Below are 19,080 nucleotides of genomic sequence, written 5' to 3' on the forward strand. Positions count from 1 at the left end.
AACAAGGAGTACATCATGGTGGACTACACCAAATCCGAGGCACGTTCCTGGGCCCGGGAGAACTTTGTCGGCACTGTCGCCGTCACGCACCCGTCCTTCACCCCGGACTTCTCCGGCATCAACGAAAATGCAATCCGACACGACATCCTCCTGCTCAAGGAACGCGGCTACAAGGGTTCCCTGCTGATAGCCGAAGCGAACATAACTCCGGAGGAGAATGCCCGGATCACGGAGGTGGCCCGCGAGGCTGCCGGGGAAGACTTCGGCCTCTTTTTCCACGCCATTTTCGGGACATTGGAAGAAAACATCCACGCCGCAAACCTGGCGACGAAGGCGGGCGCTGACCGTGCCCTGCTGGCCTATCCTTCCTCGTTCTGGCCCACTTCATACGACGAGGTTTTCGACTACACCAAGCGGTTTACCGACGAAACCGACCTTGCAACCATGTTGTTCCCGCTGCCGGCTTGGGGGTTCGAGAGGATTCACCCCGCGGGCATGAGCGTTGATTTCGTGCGCCGCGTCCTTGATGCCATGCCCAGCATTGTTGCCATCAAGGCCGAACAGGGATACCCGGGCATTCCAGGTGTCATGGAGATGTACCACCACTTCCGCGATGAAGTAGTGATCTCCTGCCCCATTGAGGCCGAACTCATCCCCCTGATGTCGGTCCTGGACGTTCAGTTCTCCGGCACTGCGAACACGAACTGGATGGGCGACTACTACCCCAAGGCCTTTGAGCTCGCGCGCACCGGCAAGTGGGAGGAGGCCATGGAACGGTATTGGGAGGTGCAGCCCGCCCGGGCCGCGAATATTGCGGTGTCGTCCACTTCCACTCCGGGAACGAGCTCCATCAACCGCACCCAGTGGAAATACCAGGAATGGCTCTCCGGATTTAATGGGGGCGCGCTGCGTCCTCCGGCAGTCAGGCTCCCCGACCGCTTCATGAAGCAGCTACGCGCCAGCCTGCAAGCTTCGGGGCTTCCAGTCACGGACTCACCTGACTCCGAGTTCCTCCGCGGACGCGTCACCGCATAAATAGTGGCCGGCCGTGAGCTGGCACGGAAAGCCCCTTGGATCGCCGGCTTGTTTATTGCCCGGTGATTCAAGGGGCTCCTCATGCATGGATGGACCACTGCGTGGCCCCGGCGTCGTGCACGAGAATCAGTCGGTCGCGCGAAGCGCCCTGCCTGTTCCGCGGTAGATGGCAACAGTCCGCTCCCCCGCCCGCACCATGACATCGACGATCATCCGGCGGCCCTCGTGAAATGTCACTTCAGCGCAGGCAACAAGCTCCTCGGAGATGCGGGCCGGGGAAACATAGGAGATCGAAGCCTCGGCGGTCGCGATTCCGGCGCCGAACGTGTTTGCGGCCATGGCGAATGCCGTGTCTGCCAAAGCGAAGACCAAGCCGCCGTGGGCAATCCCATGCCCGTTGGCCATCTGTGGCGTAACGGTCAGGACTGCAGTGGCCCGCCCTGCACTTGCACTCAGCACCTGAATACCCAGGCCTTCCAAGGAGCGGTCTGCGGCAAGCATTGAGCGGGCCGGGTCCGCAATAAGTGCTATCGGTTTCATGAGAGCCTCTCCAGCACCATGGCCATGCCCTGGCCGCCGCCCACGCACAGGGTGGCCAGGCCGAGGGATCCGTCAGTGGTTTGCAGACCATTGATGAGTGTTCCAACCAACCTCGCACCCGTTGCACCGAAGGGGTGGCCCAGGGCGATTGCGCCGCCAAAGGGGTTGACGCGCTCCGGATCCGCCCCGAGCTTGCGGACCACTGGGACCACTTGGGCGGCGAAGGCTTCATTCAGTTCGACGACGTCAATGTCACCGATCGAGAGCCCCAAACGATCAAGCAGACGACTGGACGCAGCAACCGGTCCCAGTCCCATGATCTCTGGTGAAAGGCCGCTGGCGGCGCTGCCCAGAATCCGGGCCAACGGCCGCAATCCAAGTTCGCCGGCTCGGCGGGCGCTCATTACCACCAAGGCCGACGCGCCGTCGTTCAGTGGGCTGGCGTTGCCCGCCGTGACAGTTCCGGACTCGTGGAACACAGGCTTCAGACCTGACAGGGCTTCCATGGTGGTTCCCGGTCGCGGGCCGTCATCGGCGCTGACCACCATGCCGGAAGCCGTGGTCACTGAGACAATCTCTCGCGCAAAATACCCGGACTGGACAGCCCGCTCCGCCCGGCGTTGAGACTCAAGAGCCCATTCGTCCTGGTCACGGCGCGAGGTTCCGGTCAGACGGGCTACGAACTCCGCAGTCTTGCCCATCGAAAGATACACATCCGGCAGCTCGCCACGATCCCGGGGGTCGACCCACGGCTGACCAGCTTCGAAGCTGGCATCGGCCCGTCGCGCTGCCTCGGCAAAGGCCGGGTGGGGGTTATCAGTCACTGGAGGAACTGCGCTGGTCGATTCGACACCCGCAACCAGGAAGGCATCGCCGTCGCCCGCGCGCACGGCCTGTGCTGCCATTGCCGTAGCCTGCAACGAGGAGGCGCAGAAGCGGTTTACTGTGACCGCCGGGACGGTGTCCATTCCTGCAAGCACCATGATTCGACGTCCGATGTTGTCGCCCTGTGCGGCCTGCGGGACAGCGCACCCCACGTAGGCATCCGCGAACTCGTCAGAGCCCAGCTGTGGAACGGCAGCGAGTGCTCCCCGAATGGCTGCGAGGGCCAGATCCTCGGGACGCTCAGCGGCCAATGAACCCTTACGGGCCCGGCCAATCGGTGTTCGGCGGTAGGCGACCACCACAGCATCACGTGGCTCCAAGGCAGTCTTCACGATCATGCTTTCCTTTCATTGGGGACCGCCCGGCACGCCGCTGGTCCCTTGGCGCGAGAAGGACGGGATTGAGAACACAGGGTTGCTAAGCCCAAGGGCCCGCCCTTGCATCTCAGTCCACCCAACTTATACGAACCGTATCGTATTACACAAGGCCTGCGGGAACAGCCAGAAATGCTTCTGGAATTCCGCCATCGCCATCTCGTCCTGTTGGCATTCACCGATGAGTTGGGCGACAAGGCGGCCCTCGTTGCCGGCATAGACCTCCGTCAAGGAGGCCGTGTGCTCAAGAAGCGCATCCACTGGAAACTGTCTGCGAGTTCGGCTGCCGTCGATCAACAGTCGCGCCTTATTGATGGCGGACGTTTGTGACCATGCGCGGATTAGTCAGCTATCGTCCTTCTGCTCCTTGAACCTTCGAAGGGGAGTGAAAGAGTAGCGGTATTCAGCCGGCGCTTGCCCGAAGGCCGATTTGAAGGCGCGGGAGAAGCTGGAGGCGTCCGTAAAGCCCCACTGCATTCCTACGGCGGATACCGGCCTGCCGCTCAATTGCGGGTTCTCAAGGTCCAAACGGCATTTTTCAAGGCGTTTGCGCCGGATCCAGGAGCTCACCGTTTCGCCGTGCTCTTCGCAGAGCTTTTGCAAGTAGCGAACGGAGATGTGGTGTGCAGCTGCCACTTGAACGACCGTTAATTCCGCATCTCCCAAATGAGAGGAGATGTATGCCTGGATACGGGCCAGCAGAACTAATCGCGCTGAGTTCTGCGGCGAACCCGGATCAATCCTTTCGGCAAATACTGCTGAGACAAGGCTAAGCAGTGCATCGGAGACGCTTGCGGTTCCCGGCATCTTACCGTCGTGCAGCTGCTGCCCCAACGCGCCCAGAAGTGTGGACATCAGTAAGCCAAAGCCGTGCCGCCCGGAGACACGGGAGGCCGTCAGGGAAGCGATGTGACGGCGGCTTAGCTGCATCGAGTCCGGTGGAAACATGACCACGAGCATCCGGAAAGCATCGTCAAAGTACAGGTCGTAGGGTCTACTGGTGTCGTAAATCGCGAAGTCGCCGGGCGTCAGGGCAGCCTCGCGGCCGTCCTGGGCAACCACCGAGTAGCCGCGCACTTGCAGGCCCAGCTTTATCAGGCCAGGATCATTTGCGGCAATTTGACGTGAAGTCCGCTGGACCTGACTCGCGCTTCCGGAAACTTCGCTGACATGCATTGCACCCACACTTTGGCCGACCAGGGAGCCGCTGAAGCAACCCGGTTCAGTGGTTGTGACAGTCAAGGGCACAAAGGCAGCGTTAACCGCTTCCTTCCAAGCCTCGAAACGTTCCCCGCTGTCCAATAGGGAAGCGTTAAAGACTTGCAGCGGCTCTGGGAGCGCAACTTCGGTCACGGACATCCTCCTCTACAACACCCCGTTCAGTCTGGCACACGAGCGCGATTTAGCGTGATCCGCATCACGATCCTGCGCATCGTGCAAAGCCCCGTGCGCCTGAGGCCAAAGCCTTCCCGAGGCAAGGACGGCAAAGTTCTGAATACATCGCCATCCATCATCACGCCTACGTTCAAGGAGGAACTCATGGCTAATAACACCATTGCCAGTGACTACATCATCATCGGGGCAGGCTCGTCGGGTAGTGTAATTGCCCGGCGTTTGCTCGACGCCGGCTACAGCGTCCACGTCCTGGAAGCCGGTTCCGCGGATACGGATCCAAACATCCATAGCCCCCAAGGGTGGCCAGCGCTGCTCACAGGCGCCAATGACTGGGCCGTGATGACCACGCCACAAAAGCACGCCAACAACCGGGTTCTTTACTGGCCAAGGGGCAAGGTTCTGGGCGGCAGCAGCTCCCTCAACGGTATGATCTACATCCGCGGCCACCGCAACGACTACGATGTCTGGGCAGCGAACGGGGCCGCGGGTTGGTCCTGGGATGAAGTACTCCCGCTCTTTAAGCGCTCAGAGGACCATGCGGACGGAGCCAACGAGTTCCACGGTGAGGGCGGTCCGCTCCACGTCGAACGCATCATCAACCGTCATCCAACCGCTCAAGCCTTTGTGGATGCCGCAAAGGCGCTTGGCCACGCGGAAACGGAGGATTTCAACGGAAGCCGCATGACCGGCGTCGGCTTTAATCACACCACCACCCGTGCCGGGAAACGGGCCAGCGCTTGGCAGAGCTTCATGGCGCCCCTGCTGGACCATCCCGGACTGACCGTCACCACTGGTGCACTTGTCACGCGGATTGTGGTGGCGAGCGGGCGGGCGATCGCCGTCGAGTACCAGTCAGCCGATGGCGAGCACCGTGCAGCCGCCAACTCCGAAGTAGTGCTCTCCGCAGGGGCCATCGGGTCTCCTCAGATTTTGCTCCTCTCCGGAATTGGACCCAAGAATGAGCTACAGCGACTTGGCATAGCTTCCGTCGCGGACCTTCCCGGCGTCGGCGAAAACCTGCATGACCACCTCTTGGCAGGCAACATCTATGAAGCCAGCCAGCCACTAGCGGCGGGAAAGCACAACCTGCTCGAGAGCCAGTTGTACGCTCACAGCAAGCAAACCGACGAGGAAGCGCCGGATCTTCAGCCCTTGTTCCTTCATCTGCCATACCCCACAGACGGTGGAGCTGCCCCGGCGCACGGCTACACCATTGCACCAGGCATCGTCCGCCCCCGCTCCCGCGGATCACTCCGGCTCGCGTCAGCCGACCCCACAGTGGCGCCGGTGGTGGACCCCAACATTCTGGCAGACGAGTATGACGTTGAGGCGCTCGTTGATGCGGTCGAAATCTGTCGGGAAATCGGCCAGCAGGACGCCTTCGCCCCATTCCGGAAGTCCGAGTTCAGCCCATCGGGCGTCGCCAACAGGGACACCCTCCGGGAGTTTGTGCGCCAAGTGGCCGGGACCTATCATCACCAGGTTGGAACATGCAAGATGGGCATCGATGACCTCTCTGTAGTAGACCCAGAGCTCCGAGTGCACGGGATTGCAGGCCTGAGGGTGGCGGACGCCTCCATCATTCCGTCCGTTCCCAGCGGCAACACTAACGCCCCAGCCATCATGATTGGTGAGAAAGCGGCCGATTTGATCCTGTCGGCCGCCACCCATAATTCCGCGAGCGATGAAACCATCCTTGCGGCAACTGCAAACTGATTGGCCCGTGGGCGACTGACCAGCCCGTGGTCAGTCGCCCATGGCTACGCCCTGCCGGCCACGGGCATCCCCACATCCCAACGTTTGTCACACAGCAAGGAACAATCAGTGAAACGATCAACGCTGAAACTGGACGGAGCCGATATAGCCGTTCGCGAATCAGGCAACGGTCCCACCATGATTCTTGTCCATGGCACGGGCGCCGATGGCAGCACCTGGGATGGGGTGTTGCCATCCCTCGCTAAAGACCACAGGGTCCTTGACTACGACCGGCGCGGATACGGAAGTTCCGTGCATCCCGCCGTGGTCGATTATCGGGTCCACAGTCACGACCTTGAGGCTCTCATCGAACAACGGGCCGCCGGCCCTGCCTGCCTGGTGGGTTGGAGTTCCGGAGGCACAGTCTGCTTGGACCTGGCCGGTCGGCGGCCCGACTTGATTTCCCATGTGGTTGTTATGGAAGCGCCTGTCCACGGCATCAGGAATGGCTCCATGGAGCTATTCAGAATCGCTGCCCGAGTTCGATGGCTCCAAAGCCGCGGACGCGGGGAAGAAGCTGTGACACTGTTTCTTCAGTTCGCTTCCAAAACCGTCGACGGCGGCAACGGTTTCGACCGTGCACCTGCCGAATCGCGCGCTTCCCTGTTGGCTAACACAGAAACAATCCTGGCAGAACTGGGTGCAAGCAGATTCGGCCCGCTCGGAGAATATGTGGACTACAAGGCGCTCGCCAAATCAGGGTTGCCTATCACATGGCTCGTTGGTGGCGAGAGCGGCAGGTGGTACAACCGCATCGCACAGGATGCATCCCGCCAAATCCCGTCAGTGCGTGTTGAGAAAGTACCGCTGACCTCACACCTCATGCATCACGAGCGTCCCGAAGCATTTGTTCGCGCCGTGCTTGGTGCCGTTGAGTAGATGTAGGACGAGGGCTGCAACCAGTTGCAACATAGGAGCCAGCCGAGGGCCAACCAGCCAGGCCCTGATCATCTCCGCAATGGTTCACTCGCCACGTCCCTGGGCTGGGCAACGGCAATATCCTGGATCCTTCCCCGGGTCATACCGCGCAGACGGCCTCGCCCATATCCCTATGAGCGAAGCCGTCCTGTGGAACGCATGCCTGAAGTAAAGAGTTAGGACACCTGTGCCGGGATTTGGTCGTACGGCACGGATTTGACGGCTTCCATCACCGATTGCAGCGGTTCGGGACTGCGCCCGGTGATCAGCTGAACGTGTCCTGAGAGAACGGTCTGATACCCCTCGGCAATGGCGACTTCAGCAGTAACCAACTCATCACTTGCCCACATGTGGCCGTCGGCACTCGGCGGCATGGAGGGATCGTAAGTCCTTGGGATACCGATTGAATCGAAGAAGGCGAGCCGCTCATCATCGGAAATCGGCTGATAATCAATTGGCGCGCCGTGTACCTTCGAACCAATGCGCGCAATGTCTTCAAAAGTCAGCAGTTCAGGTCCGGTGATCTCATAGACAGCACCGGCATGCCTTTCTGCAGCAAGCAATACAGCGGCTGCGCTGCGGGCGACATCGGCTTTGGCGGCCGGCGCCAGCCGTCCATGACCCGTTGCCTGTGCCATCACTCCGCTGGCTACCGCAGGAGCAACAAGAATGTTACTGATGATCTCCGCGTACAGCGCGTTGCGGAGGAAGGTGTAGGCCAAGCCCGAATTCCGGAGATCCAATTCGCTCTGATAGTGGTCCCTGGCTGAAAGAGCCGGGTTGTTAGGGTGAATGCCGCCCACGGACGTGTACACAATGTGCCGGACACCGGCATGCTGTGCCGCGGCAATCGCGTTCCTCGTCTCGGAAACCCGACGGCCCAGATTGAGTCCGCTGATGAGGAACAGAACTTCGCCGCCGATGTAGGCCTCGTTGAGGGATTCAGGTTCCTGGTAATCGCCACGCATCACGCGGATGCCCGGATTCTTGTGTTTGTACAGCTTTTCCGGCGTACGTGATACCAGCGTTAGTTCTATGTCCGGGTTAGCCGCCAGAAGCAGTTCTGTGACTCTGCGCCCAAGATCCCCCGACGCCCCACTGATGATGATACGGCCCACTTCAGGCCTCCTTTTTGTAGTTTCTTTCTCCCGGCCTCTTTGGCGGGAACGGTGGTGCAAGTGATCCGGCGTCAGCCGAGGGGACCCCAGAAGGTTTCGCCGCCGTACGTATCGGACATGGGAGACAGCGCCTCGGGCCAAACCTCGGGATCGATAACGCGTCGTTGTGCTGGTGTCCGCACGGTCCCGTCCCATCCCACCTGTTCCATGTAGTAGTACAACTCCATGACGTGGCCGTCGGGATCGACTGCGTGAAGCGTGTAGTCGACACCGGGGTGGATCTCCTGTGGCAGGTCCAGGAGCTTGACACCTCGCTCTTCGAGGTGGCTTCGCGCTGCTCTCAACTGTTCATACGAGCCGAGTTGGATGCCGAAGGAGAGCAACGTGGTGTGTTCGCTGACTCCCAGGTTTTTCCGGAGTTCCATCGGGAAGAGTCCCAGGCTGTGGTGTTCCGTGTTTGCCCTCAGGAAGACGGCGCGGTGACCATGGACCACCGTTTCCTCGCTCTTCACCAGGCCAAGCCGCTGCGTGTAGAACTCCTCTGCACCGGCGACGTCCTCAACGAAGATGCTGACAGGTCCGATGCGAACGGGTTTGAACGGGCGGGAAAGGAGCACACCGCCTACATCGAACGTCTTCGGCAACTCGTCCACCCACCGGTAACCGCTGGTGAGATCCACACCATCCGCCTCGGCGGCAGCCAGCTCGCTGCCCTCCGACGTCGTGGGAAGCGAAGGGTGCTCGTTCGCCCATGGCCACAAGACTTCGGGTTTGCTCCGGCCATCCCAACCGACCTGTTCGATGCCATATTCCAGTTCGTTCGTGTGCCCTGTGGGATCGGGGAAGTAAGTGTGCCAATTGGATCCGGGGTCCCGGCCATAGCGTTCGATCCTGTTACCCAAGGACTCAAGCCATAGCCGTGCCTGGACCACCTCGCGAAGGCTTCCAACTTGCCACGTGATCTGGTTGATGGTCAGGTCACCCCTGGCCGGGGAATCCATGTGGTCCACCCAGGCCTTTGGCATCAGGACGAAGGTGTGGTGATCGCTGTTGTGGCGAAGAAAATAGATATGTCTGTCGGCGAGGCCATCAAGCCATACCCCTGGGTCGTACTTCTCCAGGTCAAGGGCATCGGCCACCTGGAATCCGAGGAGATCCCGGTAGAAGGCCAGCGACGCGCCTGTATCTTCTACGCTGATGCCAAAATGGTTGAGCCGGCGGATTTTGAAGGGGCGGTCGTAGAGAACACCGCCCACGTTGTGCTGCTGTTCGCTCATGGTTATCTTTCTTTGTGTGTGCCAAGGGGAGCAATGGCTGAAGACTTCACGCTGATCTGAAATCTCACGTGGCGGGGCTGATAACTTCGTTCCGGATCGTGCCGATGAGACTCGAGGACACCTCGACGACGTCGCCGGGCTTCACGAACAGCGTGTCCGGATGAGATCCGTCAGTTTGTTGCCGGCTGGAATCGACGGCGGTTCCCTTTGGCGTTCCGCTGCTGATGAGATCGCCCGGATACAGGGTGGTGTCAGCTGAGAGGTGTTGGATGAAGGCGGAGAAATCATGCACCATTGATTTGGTGTTGCCGCTTTGCCGGACCTCCCCGTTGACACGGCACTCAATGGGAATGTCCTGTGGGTCAATGCCCTCATTGACAACGATCCAGGGCCCAATGGTTGCCGACGTATCGAAGTTCTTGGAGTGAATGAAGTCCGGCCCGAAGGACACGTTGTCGCGGATCGACCAGTCGTTGTGCAATGTGTATCCCCAGATATAGGGAAGAGCATCGTCGCGGCCGATATCGCGACCTTGTTTCCCGACGATAATCGCCACCTCGGCCTCGTAATCCAAGCGACGGGTCCTTGCGGGGTAACGCACCGGCTGGGCGTCAGCTCCTACTGCCCGGTGGTCCTTCAGGAAGTATTTGGGTCCACCCTGGACCAGCCGGTCAAGGACTTCAGCTGTGTCATTCCCTGCACTGTTCTTGCTGGCGGCTTCCATGTGATCGAAGAAGTTGGCCAAAGCGCAAAAGATCCGGGAACCTTGGGCCACCGGGGCATGAAGTTCAGTCTCACCGAGGCTAAAGAAGAGCGGCTCCCCCGCGAGCCCACGATCATCCTGGGCATTGGCCCATAAGTACTCGACGGCGGCTAGGGCACCTTCCAGGGCCCCGTCCCCCTCTGCGATAAACGCCCCGAGTTCCGAAGGGACGTCAGCGTCGGCTTGTGCCTGGGGGCGCGTCAGCTCTGACGTTTCGGACAGGAACTTTGCGTAGGCTCCATTGGCGTCGACGATCTTATCATCCTTGATGACACCCACGCGACGATGAGGGCCAAAGACAGCTATTTTCATGTGTTCTCCTGGTATTTTCACGAATTCGGACTGGCTGCGGTTGGTAGATGGATCCGGGCCTACCGCGCAGGGTCTATTCCGACGTCGTCGAAGAGGCGCGCGTCGGATGGGGTGAGGCTATAGATGGTCAGACTGTGGATCTTCCCATCGCGAATGGTGAAGAAGTCTCCGAGTTTGAGGCTGGCTCCGTTGGCATACAGGTCTATCTCGACGGCTACGTGCTCTCCGTGCACCACCGGCGGATGCGGGCTTGGCGTCATCGCTCCGGGCGCCAGTCCGTTTTGGTACATCCGTCTGATGGCATCAGCCCCTTTGAGGATCCCCGCAGCATTGATCAACTGCGCATCAGGGGCAAACAGGTCGGCCACTGCATCCGCATCGCCCGCTTTCACGCCGTCGAAATAGGCGGCGACAATCTCAGCTGAATTACTCATGCCGTTCGATCTCCTTCCATTGCAACCCGTTGAAGGTTGCATGGCGTTGTTACTGGGCTATTGGGGTCAGACGCTGAGATACCTGGTAGAGGCATAGATTGACTTGTATTCCAGATATGCGTTGATACCCTCAGGCCCGAGTTCCCTGCCGACACCGGAATCCTTGAATCCGCCGAACGGCGCCCCCAGGTCCAAGGTGTAGTAATTGAGTCCAATGGTTCCGGTCCTTACCCGCCGCGCAACGGACAAGGCCCTGTCTTCGTCGGCGCTCCACACCGATCCTCCAAGACCGTAGTTGCTGTCGTTTGCCATCCGAACGGCGTCGTCGTCATCATCAAAAGGAATCAGTGCCATGACGGGACCAAAGACTTCCTCACGTGCGAGGCGATCATTATTATCGACGTCGGCGAAGACTGTGGGCTGAACGAACCACCCGCTATCAAGGCCATCAGGGCGGCTGCCTCCTGTCACCAACCGGGCGTTGGAGGCTTTTGCCATATCGATGTACTCCATCACCCGTTCCAGGTGCTCATGCGTGGCCATTGGCCCCATGGTCACTGTTGGATCGAGCGGGTTCCCCAACCTGTACGAGTCGGCGAAGCTCCCGATCGCGTCAACGACTTCGTTGTACCGGGATCGAGCGATGAGAATTCGTGATTGGGTGGTGCAGGTTTGGCTGTTGTTCAGGAAGGAGGCATTGTCCAGGCCAGCCAGCAGGGTGTTGACGTCGCCGTCTTCGAGGAAGACAGCTGCGGATTTGCCGCCAAGTTCAAGCGTGCAACGGCGGATCAAACGCCCGCACTCGGCGCCGATAATTCTGCCCGCTGCGGTTGAACCCGTAAATGCGATTTTGTCCACCAGAGGGTGCGAGACGAGCGCTGCGCCTGCCTCCCGATCACCCAGGACGATGTTTAATACGCCATCAGGCAGACCGGCGGCCTTTGCAGCATCGGCAAAGACATAAGAATCCAGTGCTGTTTCCGGCGAGGGCTTGAGCACCACCGTGCAGCCGGCCGCAAGGGCTGGCGCAATCTTGAACATGGCCAACGCCTGTGGAAAGTTCCATGGCGCGATCGCACCGACCACGCCCACGGGCTCTCGGCGGACAATGGTGGAGCCAGCCTGGCTGGCGCGCACCTCTTCCAAGGCGAGGTTCTCGATGACGTCCGCATAGATATTCAGGAGGACGGATGGCGCCCCGCCGTTCAACATCTGCGACAACCCGATTGGCATCCCATTCTCGCGGGAGACCAGCTCGGATGTGTAGGTGGATCGGAGGTCGAGCTCACGGGCAAATCGTCGCATCACCTCAGCGCGTTCCTGGGGAGACGTTTTACCCCAAGGCCCATCGTCCAGGGCTCGCCGGGCTGCCCTGACCGCGGCGTCTATGTCTGCTTCCGAACCCATAGCGGCTATGCCGATGACCTCTCCGGTTGCTGCCTCCACCTGGTTTCGGGTCCGACCTCCTGTGGGCTTGGCCCAAAGGCCGTCGATAAAGAAATGCTTGCGGTCCAGATCGTTTGGCTTCTCAACGATGAGAGACATGCGTTCTCCTTGCTAAAAGTTGGTGGGACGAAGGGCTGCCCAAAATTGGCTGGGTGGTCCTTCCGGCGGCGTTCTTCGCCACTAATCCGAGAGGTTGAGGAAGCTGCCTTGAAGGAAGATCAAGGGTGGGTTGGTGGCTCGCAGTTCCAGGGACTCGACCCGCCCGACGACTTGGTAGTGGTCTCCAATGAGATCGATTTTGTAACGGGTGCATTCAAGCGTGACTATGGCATCGTTCAGCAGTGGCACCCCACGCTCGGAGGGCGTCCAGTCCACTTCGTTGAAGCGGTCTTCCGAACGGCGGGCAAACGCCTTGCAGAGCTCGGTCTGGTCCTGGCCGAGGATATTGACGCCAAAGTGGCTTGCCTCATAGAGCCGAAGCCATGTTTTGGACGACTTGTCTACAAAAAACGCCACCAGGGGTGGTTCCAGTGACACCGATGTGAAGGAGCCCACAGTCATGCCGACAGGCCCGGACCTTAAGCCGGCTGTTACTACCGCGACGCTCGTGGGGACGTGCCCGAGAACGTGCCGGTAGGTTCGTGCGGGGTCTTCAGCGGGCGCTTCGGGGATCGTGGGAATGGACATGTTGACCTTGCCTTAGAGGTTGATGGTGGGTTCCAGGCCCATCAGGACCCGGCCGTAGGCTTCTTTACCGATTTCAGGTGTCACAAAGGCATGCCGTGCGGCAATTTCGGAATCGCGCCAGATCTGGTTAAGGACGTTGGCTTCGGCAAAGGACCCTGCACCGTTGGCGGTCATCAGCGCATCGATGGCCTGCCCGATCAATTCGGCGATAACTCCAGTGTCGTTGCGGATGCGGGCCCTTGTGGGAAGGTCCAATTTCTCACCGGCGTCGGCCGCTGTGTCAATGTCCAGGCACATCCTGTTAAGCAGGAGCTCAGAGATATGCAGATTTGAAGCTGCCTTCGCAACAGCCAACTGATGGGTGGGGGAATCTTTGGCGTTGCTGTACATGGTGTAGGCCACCGGTTTGCCGGGCAGCTTGGCCAAGGTGATTTCCAGTGCGTGCCGCGCCAGGCCGATCTGCGGGGCAATGAGGATAGCGGCTGCCACGGCGTTGAAGGCCACATTTGCCATGCGCTCGTCCTTGTACGGGGACAGGAAATTCGAGGTGAGCATGTTGCTGAGTCGCTGCACCCGGTGCTCCGGCACGAAGTGGTCTTCCACCACGATCGTGTCACTGCCTGTGCCCTTCATACCCGCGACAAACCAGGTCGGCTCGATGGTCCACGCTTCGGCGGGGATGAGGGCCAGCGCCATCGGGTCATCGCCATCAAGCAACACACCAAGCGTCGCCCAGTCCGCAGCAAAGGAACCGGAGGAATATGGCCACCGGCCACTGATCAGATAGCCACCGTCAACGCGTTCACTCTTGCTTCCCGGGCTGAACGTGCCAGCCACCTTCGCCAAGGGATTGCTTCCAAAGACCTCTTCCTGGGCTTGCTCCGAAAAAGTCGAGGCGAAACCTGTTCCCACCATCATGAGCGTGGTGACCCACCCCGTGGAACCATCACCGCGGGATATTTCCTTCGTCACTTCCACGGCTGTGCGCAATGAAGCACCCATGCCCCCGTATCGCTTCGGAACCAACATCCGGAAAAGTCCGGCGCCTTCCAGTGCCGATACCACTTCCGGGGCAACGCGGCGGGCTTCGGAACCCTGCGCTGCGAACTCCCGGACCAACGGCACCAAATTGGCAGCGCGGGCCACCAATTCAGCATCCGGAACGTTGATATCTGACAATTCGGTGATTGACGTCGCTGTCATGGCGCCTCTTTCATTGCTGGGTAATTGTGGTAAACCGTGGAATAACACGGGCGAATTCCCGCCGCGCATTTTGTCCTAAGGATTGAGGAAATAACCCTCAGATATCGAGATAGCGTTTCTTACTGCTGTATCCTGTGGGGAACACAGGTAGGAATTCGCGGGCGTGTCTGTCAACACAGTCCGGCCAGAAATTGTCCGCCGCCCACGGATTGGAAACGGCGTCAGCACGACTGCCGTCTTTGGAGAAACCGGAAAGTACAGTGGCTGGATCAGTGCTTGGACTTGATCCATTGCCGCCGTTCCGGCAGGTGCTTGGATTTGCTGCTCTGCGCCTCATCGCGCTTGCCTTCCGATTGCTCCAAAGAGTCGTTCTGACTGCATTCAGTGTGCGCCGCTACGACTGGCAGCGGACGGGTCAAATGACCCCATCCGCTACCTGTATTGTTATCTGCATCACAGGAGGGTCATGAGTACCGAAGCAGTGACCATTGGCTCCTTGGGGGGCCATAACCTAACGAGCTTTATTGGACGACGCAATGAGCTCGGCGCAGCAAGGGAGCTGATGTCACGCTCCCGCCTCCTCACGCTCGCCGGACCCGGAGGCGTTGGTAAGACACGCCTCGCTGCGGAGCTTTCCACACGAACCCGGAAGGCGTTTCGCGATGGCGTTTGGATAGTTGAACTTGCAGCCTTGGAAGACGCCTCCTTGGTTGTTTCCCAGATTGCCGCTTCCCTCCGACTGCCCGACCAGTCGAACCGATCACCCGCAGAGAGGATTGCGGACTACGTCCAGGAACGGCAGCTGCTCCTGGTCCTGGACAACTGCGAACATCTTCTGGATGCAATACCGGCCTTGGTGGCAAGGCTCCTGGAAATTGCACCAGAGCTGCGTGTCATTGCGACCAGCAGGGAACCCCTGGGGATCTTCGGTGAGCAGGTCTACCAAGTTCCGCCGCTCAGTGCCCCTTCGTCGTCCGACATCGAAGCCGGAACGATTGAGGCTTTTGAGTCTGTTCGGTTGTTGGTTGATCGAGCGAAAAGCATAAACGCTGGATTTGAGATCACCGATGGCAACCGTCAGGCCGTTGCCCAACTGTGCCAGATGTTGGATGGCATACCTCTTGCCATTGAACTTGCAGCTGCCCGACTGCGCTCATTATCGGTTGTTCAACTCGTGGAACGGCTGGACCGGCGCTTTGACATCCTTAAGGGCGGAAACAGGGCAGCAATTCCCCGGCAGCAGACGCTGAGGGCGCTGGTGGACTGGAGCTATGAACTCTGTACCCGGGAGGAACAGATTTTGTGGGCCAGGCTTGCGGTCTTCCCGGCCGGCTTCGACGTCGAGGCCGCGGAGGAGGTCTGCGGATTCGGCGAGATCAACAAAGTGGATGTCCTGGACCTTCTGGATCACCTCGTTGCAAAGTCTCTGGTGGTCGCAGAAAACGTCATTGACGTCATGTCTGCGGGCGACCAGCCAAGGCGGTACTGGCAACTGATGACCTTCAGGGAATACGGTGCGGCGTTGCTTGACCGCAACGGCGAATCTTCCGAGCTCCGCCGTCGCCAACGCGACCACTATCTCGGAAAGGCGTCCGAAACTGTTGCGCTCTGGTGCGGTCCGGAACAATCAGCGCGCCTCGCTGCCGCGCGGCGGGATCATACGAATATTCTCTCGGCGTTGGAATGGTCGGCAACCACTCCGGGTGAGGAGCTGGCAGGGATGAATCTGGCGGCCCTTCTCAGGTACCACTGGATCGCTGGGGGCAACCTTTCAGATGGCCGTCGGTGGCTTGAGCGGATGCTTGGCCTGGCTACGGGCAGAACGCGAGAACGTGGAAATGTCCTCTGGGTAGCTGCTTGGGTAGCCCTGCTTCAGGGCGATCCGGAACCCGCACAGGGGTACTTGGCCGAATGCCGTGAAATCGCTCATGACCTGGATGATCCGGTGCTGGCAGCTCATGCCGACCATTGGCAGGCTTTAAGCGAAGTCCTCGGAGGTCGGCTCGAAGAGGCTATAGGGCTCTTTAACCGCGCAGCAGCCGTCCACCGGCTGCAGGAGGACTGCGCTTCAGAACTTACGGCGACTTTCCTTTTGGCCTGGGCACAGATGTATGCCGGGCGGATAGAGGAAGCCCTCGCGACCTGCCAGCGGGTACTGACTGAAAGCGGCAGGCACGGTGAGCGGTGGAGCCGTGCGTATGGGCACGCGGTCATGGGCCTTTGCCACTGGCACCTTGGTCAGCTCGAGGATGCCCGCCGATGCCAGATCTCGGCGCTGGAAATTCAACGCGATTTTCACGATGGGCTTTGCATTGCCCTGACCATCGAGCAAATGTCGTGGACAGCCGCTTCGAACAGGCAGTTTGAATCGGCAGCAGCACTTCTTCACGCAGCTCAATCGGTTTGGAAAGGGATCGGCACCACCGTTTCTGCCTTCGGTCCGCTGGAAACAGATTTCAAGCAGACTGTGGGCCAGATTCGACGGGAGCTCGGGGAGGCGCGGTTCCGGTCAATACTCGACGGCGGGCCGGCTCTGTCCAAGGACCAGGCTGTTGAGATCGCATTGAACCTGGCCAAAAGCTCCTATGTTTCGCCCCGGGCGGACTCCGTTGACAGCGGGCACAGTGCTGCAGTGCGTCGTACCAACAAGGCGGAGTTTGTTGGTCTATACAGCCCCGGCGGGCCACAGCTGACCGAGCGGGAAACGCAAGTGGCGGCCCTTGTTGCCCAAGGGCGCAGCAACAAGGAAATCGCTGCCGAACTGGTTCTGTCCCCCAGGACGGTCAGTGGCCACATCGAGCGAATATTGTCCAAGCTTGGTTTCACTTCACGAACCCAAGTCGCATCCTGGCTGGCAGGTCGCACCACGGCGCAATAGCGGACCGGATCCTTCCGCGTTACGCGACGATGTCGGTTTCTGGTTCTGCGTCGGCACTGTCCTCGATGAACCAGCCTGCCCATGGATGGGCCACTATGCGCCCCGAGGGCCCGTGGTGGCCCACGTTCCAGGACGAGGGGCCCGGGTTGGAGGGTGACACGGAATGCAAGCTCAGTATTGTTCCAAGATAAATGCCGATGGTACCCATTTGTACTCCTCATTGAGTGTGGTGATTGCCTCGCAACAATGCGGGACTAAGTCCAGCCTGTGCTTCATCCGCCTTGAGCACAAATACAATATTCATTGATGGGCCATACGTTGAGAATATGCCAGAAAAGAGCTGCAAAACGATGCATACACGCTTGGATTTGAGCTGAAGACACCTGCCTCACAGTGAGATCAAAACGTCCTGTCCACTGAAATGGAGAACCTGTGGCGGAGTGACGCAGTGTTCCATCAGGACCCGGCGTAGCTCGTTTGCTTCCGAGGTGCCTGGAAATCTTACGGTGTGGTCTTCAATATTCTCCCAACCTACCCGCAAAAGATATGTATTGGGGCTGTCCACGCTGACCAGCAACTCAACTGAATGACACCCTTCCGCCTCGACCAGTAATTTCCTGACGGCACTGAAGTCCCTGACAAATTTCTCCTCGGTGTCAGGATTGATCCGGAGATCGGCATGTTCGTAGATCATTTTGATCCTCTCGTTTGTCCCGATTACTGCACGGAAATCGACGCCTCGGTGGCCGCCTGAGCATGATCATTGTTCTGACGGCGGCCGGGTAGCAACAAGGCCAACAGGCTGAAAATGCCGATGGCAATGACCAGGCCCGACACGTAGACGGGGTCGTTTCCACCACGGGCTGCCAACAACGCGGTTGCCGCAAGGGGAACGAGTCCGCCACCCAATGTCGCGGACACCTGATACGCCAAGGATGCACCTGTATAGCGGGATTCGGCGCCGAACATCTCGGAGATGTAGGCCGCTGTGGGTCCGTACACCATGGCCTGGAGCAGTGGATTTCCAATCAGGAAAGCCACGAACATCAGCACAACGTTGTCTGCAGCGATCATCAACCAGATGGGATGGATGAGCAAAATCATGCCGATTACGCCGGTCATCATCACTTTGCGTCGCCCTACCCTGTCTGACAAGGCTGCGAACATAGGGATCGTGAACACATGGATTAGCTGCGTTGCGAGGCTGATCCAGAGGACTTCCGAGCGGTTGTGCCCGGCGGCAACGGCATACGGCATGGCAAAGGTGGCGAGAAGTGACTGCATGGCAAAGGCCATGATCGTACCCAGGCAAGCGATCACGACGGCGCCCGGATACTTCCGGACTACCTCCAGGAGCGGATGCACCCGGCGGTGTTGCGACGCAGCTTCCTTGCGCTGCGCTGCCAGGAAGACTGGCGATTCAGCGACCTTGAGGCGCACGAAGAGTCCGACGCCAACGAGGACTGCACTGAACAGGAACGGCAACCGCCATCCCCAGGTCATGAACAGTTCCTCAGGCATCATGCTGCAGAGGCTGAAGACCACCGTTGCCAAGGCTGCGCCGGCAGGGCCACCCATGTTGGCGAAGCTGGCGGAGAAGCCCCGCCGCTCCGGCGTCGAGTGTTCCATGGCCATAAGGGCAGCCCCACCCCATTCGCCTCCGACAGCGATGCCCTGAATCACGCGGAGCACAATCAACAGCAGGGGCGCCAGCTGGCCGATTGCTGCCTGGGTTGGGAGGAGACCGATGCAGAAGCTTGCACCGCCCATCAGGAGCATGGTCAGGACGAGCATCTGTTTTCGTCCGATCCGATCACCGAAGTGGCCGAAGATCAGACCACCCAGTGGTCTCGCCAGGTACCCCACTGCCAGGGTCGCGAATGATGCCACGATGCCCAAAGCGGGTGAGAGATTGGCGAAGTAGAGCGGAGCGAAAACCAGGCTGGCAGCCAGTCCATAGAGCAGAAAGTCGTAAAATTCGATGGCTGTTCCCATGAAACTTGAAAAGAGTACCGATTTCATTCGGCCAGGTGTTTTAACAGACATTGAAACTCCTTTGT

18 protein-coding genes are annotated in these 19,080 nt (G+C 59.6%); 5 read left to right on the plus strand and 13 right to left on the minus strand.

What is annotated here, in order from left to right; all coding sequences use genetic code 11:
* The first annotated feature begins 15 nt into the window (after window positions 1-15).
* Window positions 16-1,035 (plus strand): dihydrodipicolinate synthase family protein, encoded by a 1,020-nt coding sequence (locus AB4Z15_RS01710; RefSeq protein ID WP_442015759.1) that lies wholly within the window; start codon window positions 16-18, stop codon window positions 1,033-1,035.
* Window positions 1,036-1,161: 126 nt separating this feature from the next.
* On the opposite strand, the gene AB4Z15_RS01715 is transcribed toward AB4Z15_RS01710, so the two are convergent.
* Together AB4Z15_RS01715 and AB4Z15_RS01720 are read right to left on the minus strand one after the other, a co-directional pair.
* Entirely contained in the window at window positions 1,162-1,575 is a 414-nt protein-coding gene (locus tag AB4Z15_RS01715; protein WP_442015760.1) for a hotdog fold thioesterase, read from the minus strand.
* Window positions 1,572-2,798 carry an acetyl-CoA C-acyltransferase gene (locus AB4Z15_RS01720; RefSeq protein ID WP_442015761.1) on the minus strand — a complete coding sequence of 409 codons (1,227 nt, stop codon included), beginning with the start codon at window positions 2,796-2,798 and terminating at the stop codon, window positions 1,572-1,574. Before AB4Z15_RS01720 ends, AB4Z15_RS01715 begins: the two co-directional genes overlap by 4 nt.
* 168 nt (window positions 2,799-2,966) lie before the next feature.
* Between AB4Z15_RS01720 and AB4Z15_RS01725 the strand changes: the two genes are divergently transcribed.
* The gene (locus tag AB4Z15_RS01725; protein ID WP_442015762.1) at window positions 2,967-3,164 is read left to right on the plus strand and encodes a hypothetical protein; all 198 of its coding nucleotides are present in this window, start codon (window positions 2,967-2,969) and stop codon (window positions 3,162-3,164) included.
* 15 nt (window positions 3,165-3,179) lie between these two features.
* On the opposite strand, the gene AB4Z15_RS01730 is transcribed toward AB4Z15_RS01725, so the two are convergent.
* A complete protein-coding gene (locus AB4Z15_RS01730) occupies window positions 3,180-4,187 on the minus strand; it encodes a helix-turn-helix domain-containing protein (RefSeq protein WP_442015763.1) in 1,008 nt (335 codons plus the stop codon).
* 186 nt (window positions 4,188-4,373) lie between these two features.
* Between AB4Z15_RS01730 and AB4Z15_RS01735 the strand changes: the two genes are divergently transcribed.
* Window positions 4,374-5,945 (plus strand): GMC family oxidoreductase, encoded by a 1,572-nt coding sequence (locus tag AB4Z15_RS01735; RefSeq protein ID WP_442015764.1) that lies wholly within the window; start codon window positions 4,374-4,376, stop codon window positions 5,943-5,945.
* Between the two features lie 108 nt (window positions 5,946-6,053).
* Window positions 6,054-6,863, plus strand: coding sequence for an alpha/beta fold hydrolase (locus AB4Z15_RS01740; RefSeq protein ID WP_442015765.1), 810 nt, complete (start codon window positions 6,054-6,056; stop codon window positions 6,861-6,863).
* 215 nt (window positions 6,864-7,078) lie between these two features.
* Here AB4Z15_RS01740 and AB4Z15_RS01745 read toward each other — a convergent pair whose 3' ends face one another.
* The 7 genes from AB4Z15_RS01745 to AB4Z15_RS01775 all read right to left on the minus strand — a co-directional run bounded on the left by AB4Z15_RS01745 (window position 7,079) and on the right by AB4Z15_RS01775 (window position 14,142).
* A complete protein-coding gene (locus tag AB4Z15_RS01745) occupies window positions 7,079-8,020 on the minus strand; it encodes an NAD(P)H-binding protein (RefSeq protein WP_442015766.1) in 942 nt (313 codons plus the stop codon).
* Between the two features lie 71 nt (window positions 8,021-8,091).
* On the minus strand, window positions 8,092-9,297 hold the full coding sequence (locus AB4Z15_RS01750) for a VOC family protein (protein WP_442015767.1): 1,206 nt from the start codon (window positions 9,295-9,297) through the stop codon (window positions 8,092-8,094).
* A 64-nt stretch (window positions 9,298-9,361) separates the two neighbouring features.
* Complete coding sequence (locus AB4Z15_RS01755; protein ID WP_442015768.1) at window positions 9,362-10,372, minus strand: fumarylacetoacetate hydrolase family protein; 1,011 nt, start codon at window positions 10,370-10,372, stop codon at window positions 9,362-9,364.
* A 59-nt stretch (window positions 10,373-10,431) separates the two neighbouring features.
* Window positions 10,432-10,806, minus strand: coding sequence for a nuclear transport factor 2 family protein (locus AB4Z15_RS01760; protein ID WP_442015769.1), 375 nt, complete (start codon window positions 10,804-10,806; stop codon window positions 10,432-10,434).
* Window positions 10,807-10,872: 66 nt separating this feature from the next.
* Window positions 10,873-12,351, minus strand: a complete 1,479-nt coding sequence (locus AB4Z15_RS01765; RefSeq protein WP_442015770.1) for an aldehyde dehydrogenase — start codon at window positions 12,349-12,351, stop codon at window positions 10,873-10,875.
* Window positions 12,352-12,432: 81 nt separating this feature from the next.
* Window positions 12,433-12,939, minus strand: a complete 507-nt coding sequence (locus AB4Z15_RS01770) for a flavin reductase family protein (protein ID WP_442015771.1) — start codon at window positions 12,937-12,939, stop codon at window positions 12,433-12,435.
* A 12-nt stretch (window positions 12,940-12,951) separates the two neighbouring features.
* Window positions 12,952-14,142 carry an acyl-CoA dehydrogenase family protein gene (locus AB4Z15_RS01775; RefSeq protein WP_442015772.1) on the minus strand — a complete coding sequence of 397 codons (1,191 nt, stop codon included), beginning with the start codon at window positions 14,140-14,142 and terminating at the stop codon, window positions 12,952-12,954.
* Between the two features lie 466 nt (window positions 14,143-14,608).
* On the opposite strand from AB4Z15_RS01775, the gene AB4Z15_RS01780 reads away from it, so the two are divergent.
* Window positions 14,609-17,020, plus strand: a complete 2,412-nt coding sequence (locus tag AB4Z15_RS01780; RefSeq protein WP_442015773.1) for a LuxR C-terminal-related transcriptional regulator — start codon at window positions 14,609-14,611, stop codon at window positions 17,018-17,020.
* A gap of 19 nt (window positions 17,021-17,039) precedes the next feature.
* On the opposite strand, the gene AB4Z15_RS01785 is transcribed toward AB4Z15_RS01780, so the two are convergent.
* The 3 genes from AB4Z15_RS01785 to AB4Z15_RS01795 form a co-directional block, all read right to left on the minus strand.
* A complete protein-coding gene (locus AB4Z15_RS01785; RefSeq protein WP_442015774.1) occupies window positions 17,040-17,228 on the minus strand; it encodes a hypothetical protein in 189 nt (62 codons plus the stop codon).
* 180 nt (window positions 17,229-17,408) lie between these two features.
* Complete coding sequence (locus AB4Z15_RS01790; protein ID WP_442015775.1) at window positions 17,409-17,714, minus strand: antibiotic biosynthesis monooxygenase family protein; 306 nt, start codon at window positions 17,712-17,714, stop codon at window positions 17,409-17,411.
* A 23-nt stretch (window positions 17,715-17,737) separates the two neighbouring features.
* Window positions 17,738-19,066: an MFS transporter gene (locus AB4Z15_RS01795; protein ID WP_442015776.1), complete on the minus strand. Its 1,329-nt coding sequence runs from the start codon at window positions 19,064-19,066 to the stop codon at window positions 17,738-17,740.
* Window positions 19,067-19,080 lie beyond the last annotated feature (14 nt).

The organism is Paenarthrobacter sp. 2TAF44, assembly GCF_052114885.1.
Lineage (GTDB): Bacteria > Actinomycetota > Actinomycetes > Actinomycetales > Micrococcaceae > Arthrobacter.

Bases quoted from the DNA above. Each gene is read 5' to 3' on its own strand.
- AB4Z15_RS01780 (WP_442015773.1), top strand. From the start codon at position 14,609: ATGAGTACCGAAGCAGTGACCATTGGCTCCTTGGGGGGCCATAACCTA.
- AB4Z15_RS01785 (WP_442015774.1), bottom strand. From the start codon at position 17,228: ATGGGTACCATCGGCATTTATCTTGGAACAATACTGAGCTTGCATTCC.
- AB4Z15_RS01755 (WP_442015768.1), bottom strand. From the start codon at position 10,372: ATGAAAATAGCTGTCTTTGGCCCTCATCGTCGCGTGGGTGTCATCAAG.
- AB4Z15_RS01770 (WP_442015771.1), bottom strand. From the start codon at position 12,939: ATGTCCATTCCCACGATCCCCGAAGCGCCCGCTGAAGACCCCGCACGA.
- AB4Z15_RS01715 (WP_442015760.1), bottom strand. From the start codon at position 1,575: ATGAAACCGATAGCACTTATTGCGGACCCGGCCCGCTCAATGCTTGCC.
- AB4Z15_RS01750 (WP_442015767.1), bottom strand. From the start codon at position 9,297: ATGAGCGAACAGCAGCACAACGTGGGCGGTGTTCTCTACGACCGCCCC.
- AB4Z15_RS01760 (WP_442015769.1), bottom strand. From the start codon at position 10,806: ATGAGTAATTCAGCTGAGATTGTCGCCGCCTATTTCGACGGCGTGAAA.
- AB4Z15_RS01725 (WP_442015762.1), top strand. From the start codon at position 2,967: ATGCTTCTGGAATTCCGCCATCGCCATCTCGTCCTGTTGGCATTCACC.
- AB4Z15_RS01765 (WP_442015770.1), bottom strand. From the start codon at position 12,351: ATGTCTCTCATCGTTGAGAAGCCAAACGATCTGGACCGCAAGCATTTC.
- AB4Z15_RS01710 (WP_442015759.1), top strand. From the start codon at position 16: ATGGTGGACTACACCAAATCCGAGGCACGTTCCTGGGCCCGGGAGAAC.
- AB4Z15_RS01790 (WP_442015775.1), bottom strand. From the start codon at position 17,714: ATGATCTACGAACATGCCGATCTCCGGATCAATCCTGACACCGAGGAG.
- AB4Z15_RS01720 (WP_442015761.1), bottom strand. From the start codon at position 2,798: ATGATCGTGAAGACTGCCTTGGAGCCACGTGATGCTGTGGTGGTCGCC.
- AB4Z15_RS01735 (WP_442015764.1), top strand. From the start codon at position 4,374: ATGGCTAATAACACCATTGCCAGTGACTACATCATCATCGGGGCAGGC.
- AB4Z15_RS01795 (WP_442015776.1), bottom strand. From the start codon at position 19,066: ATGTCTGTTAAAACACCTGGCCGAATGAAATCGGTACTCTTTTCAAGT.
- AB4Z15_RS01775 (WP_442015772.1), bottom strand. From the start codon at position 14,142: ATGACAGCGACGTCAATCACCGAATTGTCAGATATCAACGTTCCGGAT.